Genomic DNA, 12,117 nt, shown 5'->3' with positions numbered 1-12,117 from the left:
TGATTCTATCAATTATGTCTCGATATAATTTCATCCTGAATCGACATTGTGCTTAGGCCTGTATGAGGGCCGTCACGATGTCTCTCCTTTCGGTAATGCCACAGGACATCGTTTTGGTTAGTTAGCCGTTACCGCATGAACACGGCGATTTGAGGCTAACATCGAATACGAGCTCCTTTCCGATTCTATGACATCTGTCGGAGGCTATAACTTCTTTCTCCTATCTGATCAGCTCTCACGACTAGCCGAACACTTCCCTAACCTACTCGAGCCTTTGAAAACACCCCTCTTCTTAGCCCCAAACAAAATTTATTTATCTATACATAAAAACCTACATGCAAACATAAAAATAATCAGTGGATAAAATATATCTATTATATATCAACTATGCCAGGATAAAGACTATCTTCATAGCACGCCCTTCTTTTCCTTAACAATAAAAAAACTATCCCAAAAGTGAGTTAATCACCTTGGGACAGTTTCTATGTTGATCAATTATTGCTTTTTGTAGTATTGCTCAATTCCGTTATAGATAGAATCTGCAAATTTATTTACGGATTCATCATTTGTCAATTTTTGGCGATCCCCATCATTTGTTAAAAAGCCGAGTTCCACTAAAATTGATGGAATGCTCATATTATTAATTACATAGTATGGAAATTGTTTAACGCCACGATTCTTCATATTTAAATTGTTTACAATTTGATTATTTACAAAAGTGCCTAAATCAATATCCTCCTGATACATATCGCCTGGTGAAATAGCATAATATGTTTCAGTACCTGATGCTGAGACATTGGAAGCAGAGTTTACATGCACACTCACGAAAATCTCACCATAGTTTGCATTTGTAAAATCTACTCGACCTTGTAAAGTAGGGAACGTATCACCAGTACGAGTCATGTACACTTTTGCGCCAGCATTCTCAAGCTTTTGCTTAACAAGTGTGCTCACTTTTAATGTAATGCTTTTTTCATTGTTAGAACCTAGTACTGTGCCTGGATCCTTGCCACCATGACCTGGATCTAGGATAATAATACGATTTTGCAACGGTTTGCCGTTTTGATTTAATAATTTTAAATAAGATTTATGAACATAACCTGCTTTACCATTGTATTCGATTTTTGCCCAATAACCTTTAATTTCGTTAACTTTAACAGAGTCGCCTTTGTTAAGCTTAAATAGCACTGTAGAAGTTGCATTTGCTTCACTACGGACATTTAGGTTTCCAACAGTTGCTCGTCCTATTACATCTCCTGAAGCTGTAGGTGGAGTTGGAGTTGGATCAGGTTTCTCTTCTGTATTCGTTTCTGTTGTGCTGTTCGCTACAATGTAACCTGGTAAACCATTTACTTGCGTTAAATGATAACCGCCAACAGTTTTGTAAACTGGTAATTTTTCATTCGCTTTAATAGTTTGAATGATTTTTGATGAAGAAGTTGGTTTAACGTATAAGTTAATAGCGCCTTTTGATGTCACTTCTTTTTGGACAGACCCTAATTCATTGCCATCTGTATCTAAATATTGTGCATAATCTTTATAAAGATAAGCAAATGCACCTTTATATGATACTTTTAGCCATTTACCCTCAACTTCATATACTGATAGTTTGCCACCTTTATTGACTGTACCAACAATGTTAGTATTTGATGAACTATCTGGTGTTTTGCGGATATTTAGACCATCTGTCGTCACTTTGACTAGCCCAATAACCTCTTTTGTATCAGGTACAGATGTCCCTTTAACAGGTAGCTCTAAACGATATTTCTCGTTTTTTGCACGTGCTACAAATAATGAAAAGTGTGCACGTGTAACTGTATTATTTGGTAAATACTTTTCACCACTACCATTTGTGATACCATTATAGTAAATTGTATTTACATATTTAACGTAAGGGTGTGTAATACCTACGTCAGCAAATGGTGAATCTATGTTTTCATATTCACTTGTGTCCAAGTTAAATGCCTTCGTTAATACATAACTCATTTCATCACGAGTTATAGCCTTTTTTGGTAAGAACTTGCCTTGTGTATTCGTTGAAAAGAATCCTAATTGGATGGCACGTTCGATATAGCCTGACATTTCAGTACCTACTGTTACATCCGAAAAACTTGATTTGTTTACAACTAATGGTTTATTGCCAGAGGCAACGACAACCATTTTTGCCACTTGTTCGCGTGTTACAGACTCATTTGGGCCAAAGACTCTTTTCCCATTTACAAAATATCCTTGGATAACACCCAAATTTACTAAATAATTGATTTCTTCATAAGCTTCATGATTTTTGGAGATATCTGCAAATGTTACATTTGTAGTTGTATCTGCCATTACACTTTCACTATGTATAGTAAACATAGAAGCTGAAATGAATAAGACGCACAAAATAAGACTAATTTTTTTAAGATTCAATGTCTTATTTCCTCCCTTCCTGTTCTCTTAACGTATTCATTTTAACAAAATTAACTAAATAAATCATCCTACGATAGCACTTTTTAGTACTTTTTTTCCAACCACTTCCTTTTTAGTGAAATTATCATAAAAATAGAAGAGTCTGCAATTGCAAACTCTCCTCTAATTATAAGCTATTTAAAAGATCTTTTCTTGCAATCAATGCATCTATGAAAATATTATCTAGATTGTAATCTTTCAATAAACATTTTTAGTTCTTTGATTTTTAGTAACTCATCCATACCAAAGTTGCCATTGCCATCTCCATTTGTAACACCGTTAGATGCAAGAATAGAAATATATTCATTAGCCCAGTTATCCTGTGGTACATCATTAAATGATACTTCTTGACTATCATTCTCAAGTCCGAATGCGATAACTAGTACTTTCGCAATTTGTGCACGGTTAATTGGTGAAGACGGATTGAATTTACCATTCGCATCAGCTTCAAAAATACCTAATTTTGCAACAGCTGCAATAGCACCTGCATGCTCATTTGTTGGTTTTACATCGATAAAACCACTATTTTTGTCAGATGTATCTAAGTTGATAGCTTTTGCAATTTGTGAAGCAACTTCCGCACGTGAAGCATATACTGTAAAATCAATTGCTGCTTGCTTTACTTCAGCTTGTTGTTCTGCATCAAATGTAGCAACACGTTTTGCACCTACGTAACGAGAACCCCAATAATATGGATCGTTTACGTTCGAATAACTAACACCTTGATTTGTTTGAGAGTGGACCATTTTACCATCACCTATGTAAATAGATACATGTGAGATACCACTACCACTTGTATTGAAAAATAGTAAATCTCCAACTTGAAGATCACTTTTAGCAACTGCTGTCCCTTGTTGGTATTGTGCGCCTGATGTACGGTTTAATTTGATGCCTAAATCTGCAAATACTTGAGAAGTAAAGCCAGAGCAATCAAAACCGCTTGTCGTTGTCCCACCGTATTTATATGGAATACCTAAATATTTAGAAGCTGTGTCAGTAACTTCAGATTTAGTCGCTGCTTCAGCTGAATCTATATGAGTTGTCGAAAATAACATGAAAGATGCAAAAATCGGTAATAACCATTTTTTATTCATACTTTTGTTATACCCCTCTCTTAACTTTTTTGCCTATAAATAGACTATCATAAAAGGTGGTATTTTAATTTTTCAATTGTGTAACGATTTTAGAATGAATAAAAACGCTGATATACCAACGTTTCTTGGCTTCATCAGCGTTAAAAATGGGACAATTTAGTCGTTATTTCTTTCCTTCGTAACATAAATGTAACATTAGCAACTCTTTGTTACATAACCAATTATTGACTCGAAAACATTTGAACCCAATAATAATTGCCTTTGCTATCCTGTGCGATCGCTACACCGGTATTTGTATAATGCTCCTTCATAATATTATCTCGATGGTCAGGAGAAACCATCCATCCTTTTACAACTGTTTCGGGCGATTTGAAATATCTTGCAATATTCTCCCCAAAGCTCGTGTAGGAATAATCAAATAATGTCGCTAAATCCCAAGGGGCACCATAATAAGGAGAAACGTGCTCAAAATAATTACGTTTAACCATGTCCTGCGCTTTTATAATAGCGATTTGTGTCAGGTTCGAATCATAGACAACAGACGCCAGATTATTCTTTTCCCTTTCCACATTGATTAACCGAATGACCTCTTTTGACCAAGCTGTCGAAAGATTTAATGTTGGTATATAATCCTTTGCTAAATAATCATAAGCTACTTCAAGCTTCATGATTTTTTTTTGGAAATTTATGCTACGGTCAACAAAAACAGCTAATTGCGCCCGTGTCACTAATTTATCGGGTGCAAAATGCTTTGAATCTATTCCGCCAATAATTCCTATGTCTGTTAGTGATTCGATATAGTCTTTTGCCCAATGTGTTCGAGGAACATCATCAAATTTACTTTTATTTTTACCATCCACTTTAAACTGGTAGGCTAGTGCTAGCATTTTTGCAACTTCCATACGCTTTAAAGGCTCATTTGGATGAAAGGCATCACTATTTTGTATAACACCTAATTCTACAAGCTGACAAATTTCCTTGTAATATGGATGAGAAATCGTAACATCTTTAAAATTTACTGAAATCGAAGTATCTAAATTCGGCTGAATGGACCGAGCGATAGCCGATGCTGCCTCTCCCCTCGTAATAGCTTGCTCTGGCTTAAATGTATTGTCTGTATATGTAGTCATATATTGCTTCGATAGCATGTGTTGAATCGACGAATTTGCCCAGTATGAACTAGGCACATCAACAGCTTTGGAGAATGCCGCGTCTGCCTTACTAATCCCAGAAAAATCCCCCATAGTTGTAGCTTGTAAAACAATTGAAAGTACCAATATACTTATAATCCTTTTAAACATGGCTACCTCCTATATTTAAATTGTTTAAATAAATCCATCAAACGGTGTAGTAAAACTCTCTATTACATACGATTTCTTGATTGATAAAGTTTCACTATTTTGGAAATTTCACAGGCTATAAATTTATATAGTGAAACCTCAATCAGTGGGGGTTTCCTCATCCCCAAAAATGAATAGAGGAATACAAGCTTAAACCTTCACATCCTATGAAAACGCTTGTGTGATTAACATCCTGCCGCTTCGCTTTCGCACAGAAAAACATTTGTTGCTGCCGCTTCGCTTTCGCTACAGAAAAACATTTGTTGCTGCCGCTTCGCTTTCTCACAGAAAAATTTGTTGCTGTCGCTTCGCTTTCTCACAGAAAAACATTTGTCGCTGCCGCTTCGCTTTCTACAGAAAAACATTTGTTGCTGCCGCTTCGCTTTCTCACAGAAAAACATTTGTCGCTATCGCTATAGAAAAACATTTGTTGCTGCCGCTTCGCTTTCGCACAGAAAAGCATTTGTAGCTGCCGCTTCGCTTTCGCTACAGAAAAACATTTGTTGCTGTCGCTTCGCTTTCGCTACAGATAAATTACTACCAGTTTATGCGAGATAAAAATTTTTTTATAGTGATAGAAGGAGTTTTCCCATAATACACGTTGGGAAAACTCCTCCTTTCTAATACTATTCAAGCATTTTTAGATATTCTTCTAGAATGCGGTAGTTATATACTAAATCCTGCTGCTCTAGCGTAAGTGAGCTATAAAGTTTTTGAGCAGCTAACACCTTTTTCTCAAATGACGAGTTGTCTGGATCAATAACAGCGATAGCTTCAACTACTTTTAGGACAGCCTGTACATCCTTTTCAGCTTTCTTTAATACATCCTCATTGATGACTTGCCCTCTTAGTTTTGAATCTAAAGCTTTATAAGCTGCGACTGCATTCGCTACATCTTCTATATATGTTGAAGAGGTTGGAGAGAGACCAGCAATTAATTCAACGACTTTCTTTACATCGGCCATACTTTTCTCCGCTTCTAACAAGATCGAATAATTAGTAATCCTTTGCTTATCTGTCGTATTTAAGCTATCGTACTCTTTTCGAACTGCTTCAACCATACCAAAGTAAAATTTGTCCTTTGGATTTAAACTAGCAATGTTCTTATATACTTTTATTACGTTATCTAATGATAATAATAGGTCGTCATTATAGACGTATCGTCTTTGTTCGGCATTTAGCTTATCATAGGCTTTTAAGATCTTTTGATATTGACTATTCATGTCTTTGGCAGTAAGTAGTCTATCTATATCCTCTACAACACTAATGACAGGCTTCAGAAGCTTCTCTTGATCTTGTAACACTTTGTAATTTTGTACGGCTCTTTGTTGATCCTTTGGTAAAGCGTTGTAAGCCGCACGAATTTCCTGGATACGTTTCACATACTGCTTCGGATCTACAGACGGTAAATCATTAATCATCTGCATAACATTACCGGCACCTAAAATGCTTGTTTCTGCTGCTTGTAATAAGTAATAGTTTGTTACATATTGCTTCATATCTGCTGGTAGCGCATCATAAAGCGAACGTGCACGAGTTGTATCCTCAAGGTATGTACTACTTGAAGATTTCAGTTTACTAATTAATTCAATCACCTTTGAAACGGGCTCATAGGTTTGTAGAATATCAAAATTATTGACATATTTTTTCTGATCTTTATTTAAATTATCATACGCCTTACGCGCAGAATTGACCTTGCTGACAAAATTATTTGATTCTGGATCCAAATTATTAATTTGCACCATCACATTTAAAATAGGTTTTACCGCTTTTTCACGTGCTGTCAAATCTTTAATATTTGTCACTAATTTCTTTTGATTAGCAGTTAGCTCATCATACGCAACACGTGCATTCATAAGCTTCGTTAAATAGTCTGCACCCTGTTCTTTAGTTAAATCAATAAGCTCAACAACCTTATGTGCTACTCCCTGCTCATTTTCTGCCGCTACAAGCGCATCGTAATTAATGATCACTTGTTGCTTCTCTGGAGGTAGTGCATCATACATCTCACGTGCTGTTTTCATATCTTGGTAGAATGTCTTGCTTGATGGCTTTAATGATGAAATTAGGCCAATCAATGAAGCCACATCTTCTACTGCAGTTAGATTCGCATAGTTCGTCACACGTTTTTGCGATACTTCATCTAGTGCATTATAGGCTTTACGTGCAGCAAGTACTTTTTTTGTATAATCCTTACTTGTTGGATTTAAGGCATCGATCATTTGAATAACCTTGACAACCGCTTTATTATTTTTTTCGTAATTGGTTAAGGTTTTTGCCTGCTCCACTAGTTTCTTCGCATTTTTATCCATTGTTTTGTACTCTACAGATAATGCAGCTACCTTCGCCACAAAAGTATCTGGGTGTTCATTCGCTAATGCTAAGACACGATCATCAAATGCCTTAGCTGTATCGATATAACCCTGTGCTTTTTTTAATTCTCCAGCATTGACGACCTTCTCTTGAAGGGATTTAGCTAATGTATTAAACGCTTCATTTGCTTTCGCTACATTGTCTTTGTATGTCTTTTGGGATGGATTTAAGGCATTTATTTGCACAATCACTTCTGTTACAGCGACCACATCATTTAACTCTTTATAATTTCTGACATACTCTCGATTTGTCTCGTCAAGTTTTGCGTAAGCTGTATAAGCAGATTTCGCTTTTGAAATATAATTTTTAGATGCTGGATCTAACTTTTCAAATTGATCAATAACATTGATGACAGCCCTATGTGATTTCTCTAAATCTGTTAGGATTTTGATATTTGTCACATGTTTTTTAGCAGCTGCTGGAAGCGCATTATAGTCGGAGCGTGCTTTTAGCATATCAACCACTAGATTATTAGACTTACTTAAATTATCAATTTGATTCCTAACAGCTTCTACTGCTGTTTCTTCATCTGCAAGTTGCGACAATTTTGTCTCAAGCTTGTTTTTAATTTCTTTTAGCGCTGTTGCATCGCTACTACTCCCAGCATCTAACTCAGTAACTTTAGTTTGTAATTCCACTATTTGTGCTTTGTAATCCTTCATAGATGAATTTAGTGCATTTACTTTTTTCGATAAATCAGCATATTGGAAAAATAAATCTAATTTATCTTTTTTTTGCACTAATGCCTTTTCACTCTCTCCAAGCTTGTCAAAGGCAGCCTGGGCAGCAAGTGTTTTACTTTCAAAAGTAGAAGATTTAGGGTCTAAGCTGTCGATTAATTTATCCACACTTAAGGAAGCACTATAAATCTTTTCCCAATTTGTTAGCTCTGCTAGATTATTGACGATTTTTTTCACATTTGCCGCATTAATCGTTGATCCATTTGAGGCAGGTGGTGTATTATATGCAGCACGTGCAGCATTAATGGCCGCCACTTTGTCTGTTTCACCTTTAATTTTAGTAATAAGCCCTTCAATTTCTCTTGCAGAAGCAATATTAGCGGCGGCTATTTCAAGATCCGCTCCATTCTTTACATACCCTTTATTAATAGATAAATTATCGTAAGAGGCTTTTAATGTATCTACCGCAGTACGATAGGAATCATCACTTGAAATGCGCAGAGCTGTAATTTGTTTAGAAATATCTGCAGCCTCTTTAAAAGGCTGTAAATCTTGATAATTCGTCACTAATTTCTGTGAATCTACACCCAGTTTAGTATAAGCTGTTTCAATAGCCGTCACTGCACTGATGAAATTCGTTGCCGAAGTAAAGTCTGCTGGCTGCTTTGCCTTTAACTGTGTTATACTCAGCGCCACTTTATTAACCGAAGACATATTTGTTAATGCATCAGTATACTTTTTATAGGGTGTTTCAGAATCATTATTTGGATTATAGGCTACGACCACTTTCTTTTGATCCGCTGTTAGTGCATTATAAGCTGTCGTAACATTTTCCAACGCTGCTGAAATGGCTGCATAGTCATTTGGATTTTGCTTTAATATATCTACGAAAGCATCTAGTTTGACAGTGGCTGTAGATGCCGCACCTGCATCTTCCTCTAATTTAAGCAGCTTCGCAATATCTGCTCCCTTTGCTTTAAAGTAGGCATTGCGTGCAGCTTCATCATAGCCATATTGTAAAGATGTGCCACGAATAGTTGAAGCAATATTACTAGCTCCATTTTTAAGTGCTAAGTTGACAGCTGTTTCGAATTCTTTTTGGACATCTAGATATGAACCTAAAAATGTTTCATAGGTTTTTCCAACAGCTGCGACATCATCTATAAATGTCTTATTTGTATAGGTTACCGCACTAATACTTTTCCCGATTTTTGTTAGTTCGCTTATTAAATTACGTTGCTCGACAACATAGTCATACTTCGCTTGAATAAATGCAATCTCCTCGTTAGTAAAATCTGTCTTACTTAGGATTGCTACATCACCCTTTGCAATAACCATTTCATCTGCTGTCGAATTCTCAGAAAGCTTCGCAAATTGCGCTATCATTTGTTCTCTTGTCGTTGCGGCAGCTACCCCGTTAACGTTGGCAACCTGCTCTGTTTGAGTTGATACGCGAGATTGTGCATCATTTTCCTGTGCATTCGCTATAGCCGTAGGTGCTAGTAATAGACTCGTTATGACTCCCGCCGTCAATTTTCGATTCAATCGAACCACCCTTTCATTTTTTATGTATAGGAAAATGATTGTGTTCATTTTCATTTCGATTCATTACTTTTGTATCGGTGTAATTCATGTGATTTCAAGCCATACTAATACATTTACAAAATTAAGCACATCAAAAGTAATTTTTCAAAATAACTAGCTAGAAAAACAGGAAGTTATTTCAATTATACTATACAATAGTTTTATAGGATGTTTTTCATCAATCGACATGTACTTTAAAATGTTTTTTTCACGGAATTATTGGAAAAAAACAGCTATTTTTATATGTCAATATCGTTTAACAAGGTGTATACTACAACTTTGATATTTACTATTTTGGAAGAAAGGAAGCTGTATATGTTTTACCATTATAAATTTTGGCATAGCTTAAAAAATCCTACCTACTTTACTAAAATTGTAGAAGAAGGTGAGATTATCGGATACAAAAAACGTTCGTTGACGGTTTTCATCTTATTCATTCTGTTATTCACTGCACGTGAGTTTTGGGGGATGGGTACTGAAAATTTAACGACATTGTTCGCAATGGATTTACATAATGAATACTACGTAGCTCGTTTACTTTCGATGCTTGGTGCCATTTTGTGGGCTATTGTCTATTTTTGCTTCCATTATTACGGTGTTACCTACCTTTTACATCTTTTAACGGACATTCCTTATACATGGATTAAAAAAGTCCAATTATATGTTGTCACATTTTTATTAATCGAAAAAACAATATTATTTGCTGTTTTCTATGCAACTGGCTATACAACACTCTTTTCATTCTTTTCTTTAGCGCCCCTTGCACTGCAGGTGATGAATACCGATTACGTCTTATTCACGATCAATCAAATAACAGTGGCAACTATGCTAACAATTGTTGTACAGTTCACATTCCTCTCTAAATGGGATGAAGAGGCGAGTAGAAAAATATTAGTAGTAAAAATTATTGGCATACAATTATTTATGGCCTTATTTGTTGGTATGATCAGTGTTTTACCAATTAAAGAGTGGATTACTAGGGGGTTAGGATAATGGCATTTTTCAAATCAAAACCTTGGACAAGCTTGGCCATCGTGTTGACAATGCTATTAGTCAGCGTAAATGCTTATTTTGTCTTTAAAGACGATAGCAAAATTTCACGATCCTACTTTATCGATGAATTTCAAAAAGCCTATATAGGTACAAATACAGAGCGTGTCAATAAGGAAACGATTGTTGCACCAGCTGAAACATACACGATCACAGCCGATGCGACAAGCTTATCAACAGTGAATGTAAAGCGTGGCCAAGAAGTAACGCTAAATGATTTACTTGCTACCTATAAAACAGAAGAAGTTGATGATGAGTTAACAAAGCTTGAGGCAGAACGTACTGCCTATGAAAATGAACTAAGTGATTTAGAAGATGCGCTCTCTCAAATCGAGAATGATTATGATGATACAGACCCGAAAAGTTCCATCAATACGGACCAAATAAACGAAAAATTATCTGTCACACTAAAATTGGAGCTAGCACAGCAAAATTCAGCATCGACAGCAGTGGCCATTTTGAATGGACATATTGCCGAGGCAAATCGTCAAATTGCGCTAATGGATGCGCAAATTGAACAAATACAGTCTCGCCAAGGTTTGATTAGCCCAGTGGACGGCATTATTGCATCCATTAAAGAGGAAGCTGGGACAGTTACATTTGAAATCTATTCTACTGAAAAAACAATGCTTGCCTATTTATCAGAGGATGAATGGCAAAAAGTGTCGGCAGGACAAACCGTTGATTTTAAAGTAAATCATTTGAAAGATTCCTTATCTGGCATTGTCCTAGAAAAACAAATGATTGCTACTACCGATGATTCTATTTGGGGAAATGAACTTGCAAAATCAGCAGCTTTACCTCAACCAACAAATTATGAAGTAGCGTTGCAACAAGGGGATGAATTAGAGGACATTCCATTTTCGACAACTGGCAAAGCCTCCATTATTGTCAACGAAGCATCTGATTCTTATAAAGTAGATAAATCGTGGGTGCATGCTGCTAAAAAGAAAGGTAAAAAAATATACATTATTGGACAGGATGGGAAAATTGAGCTAAAGGATATTCATATTGATTTTAAAACTGCACAGTCAGCTATTTTTACTGACAATTTAAATGAAGGAACACCTATGCTATCCGATAAAAAACGTAATCTTTCTGCCTATTCCTTCCGTACAATGCCTGTCGAGAAAATCCAATGGCAACATTTCAAGAAATTAGATTGGAAACACTATATTAAATATATTATTTTTTAAATAAGTATTGCTAGTTAGCATACGACGTATAATAAAAATCCGCTTCAATTTCTGTGAGCAAGAAAAGAGCAGCAACGGTTTGCTCTTCTCACAGAAATCTACGCGGACTTTTTTATTAGTGATTATAAAACGAATAAGAGACATATTAAATAAAGTATGACTTTTCGGCAAAAGGAGGGGTTGATTTCCGCTCCGACTGAGGGCGTCAGCAACTTTTGAGTTTTATCGGAACACTTTTACGTTTTATCGACTAACTTTTGAATTTTATCGACTAACTTTCACGTTTTATCACCTAACTTTTAATTTTTATCGACTAACTTTCACGATTTATCACCCAACTTCTGAATTTTAT

The 12,117-nt window shown here is 35.8% G+C and carries 7 protein-coding genes; 2 read left to right on the top strand and 5 right to left on the bottom strand.

Annotated elements, in window-relative coordinates; translation table 11 throughout:
- Window positions 1–495: 495 nt before the first annotated feature.
- The 5 genes from FJQ98_RS03855 to FJQ98_RS03835 form a co-directional block, all read right to left on the bottom strand.
- Window positions 496–2,409, bottom strand: a complete 1,914-nt coding sequence (locus FJQ98_RS03855) for an N-acetylmuramoyl-L-alanine amidase (protein ID WP_053596406.1) — start codon at window positions 2,407–2,409, stop codon at window positions 496–498.
- A gap of 218 nt (window positions 2,410–2,627) precedes the next feature.
- Window positions 2,628–3,542: a C40 family peptidase gene (locus FJQ98_RS03850; RefSeq protein ID WP_053596407.1), complete on the bottom strand. Its 915-nt coding sequence runs from the start codon at window positions 3,540–3,542 to the stop codon at window positions 2,628–2,630.
- A gap of 221 nt (window positions 3,543–3,763) precedes the next feature.
- Window positions 3,764–4,843 carry a CAP and S-layer homology domain-containing protein gene (locus tag FJQ98_RS03845; protein WP_053596408.1) on the bottom strand — a complete coding sequence of 360 codons (1,080 nt, stop codon included), beginning with the start codon at window positions 4,841–4,843 and terminating at the stop codon, window positions 3,764–3,766.
- A gap of 224 nt (window positions 4,844–5,067) precedes the next feature.
- Window positions 5,068–5,283, bottom strand: a complete 216-nt coding sequence (locus FJQ98_RS03840) for a hypothetical protein (protein WP_143114990.1) — start codon at window positions 5,281–5,283, stop codon at window positions 5,068–5,070.
- Window positions 5,284–5,508: 225 nt separating this feature from the next.
- The gene (locus FJQ98_RS03835; protein ID WP_241774623.1) at window positions 5,509–9,489 is read right to left on the bottom strand and encodes a rhoptry family protein; all 3,981 of its coding nucleotides are present in this window, start codon (window positions 9,487–9,489) and stop codon (window positions 5,509–5,511) included.
- Between the two features lie 345 nt (window positions 9,490–9,834).
- Between FJQ98_RS03835 and FJQ98_RS03830 the strand changes: the two genes are divergently transcribed.
- Together FJQ98_RS03830 and FJQ98_RS03825 are read left to right on the top strand one after the other, a co-directional pair.
- Window positions 9,835–10,512 (top strand): hypothetical protein, encoded by a 678-nt coding sequence (locus tag FJQ98_RS03830; RefSeq protein WP_053596410.1) that lies wholly within the window; start codon window positions 9,835–9,837, stop codon window positions 10,510–10,512.
- The gene (locus FJQ98_RS03825; RefSeq protein WP_053596411.1) at window positions 10,512–11,765 is read left to right on the top strand and encodes an HlyD family secretion protein; all 1,254 of its coding nucleotides are present in this window, start codon (window positions 10,512–10,514) and stop codon (window positions 11,763–11,765) included. The genes FJQ98_RS03830 and FJQ98_RS03825 overlap by 1 nt, the downstream gene beginning before the upstream one ends.
- Window positions 11,766–12,117 lie beyond the last annotated feature (352 nt).

Source organism: Lysinibacillus agricola (assembly GCF_016638705.1).
Taxonomy (GTDB): Bacteria; Bacillota; Bacilli; order Bacillales_A; family Planococcaceae; genus Lysinibacillus; species Lysinibacillus agricola.
This window is presented reverse-complemented; position numbering and strand designations above follow the sequence as displayed.

Bases quoted from the DNA above. Each gene is read 5' to 3' on its own strand.
- FJQ98_RS03850 (WP_053596407.1), bottom strand. From the start codon at position 3,542: ATGAATAAAAAATGGTTATTACCGATTTTTGCATCTTTCATGTTATTT.
- FJQ98_RS03845 (WP_053596408.1), bottom strand. From the start codon at position 4,843: ATGTTTAAAAGGATTATAAGTATATTGGTACTTTCAATTGTTTTACAA.
- FJQ98_RS03840 (WP_143114990.1), bottom strand. From the start codon at position 5,283: ATGTTTTTCTGTGAGAAAGCGAAGCGGCAGCAACAAATGTTTTTCTGT.
- FJQ98_RS03830 (WP_053596410.1), top strand. From the start codon at position 9,835: ATGTTTTACCATTATAAATTTTGGCATAGCTTAAAAAATCCTACCTAC.
- FJQ98_RS03825 (WP_053596411.1), top strand. From the start codon at position 10,512: ATGGCATTTTTCAAATCAAAACCTTGGACAAGCTTGGCCATCGTGTTG.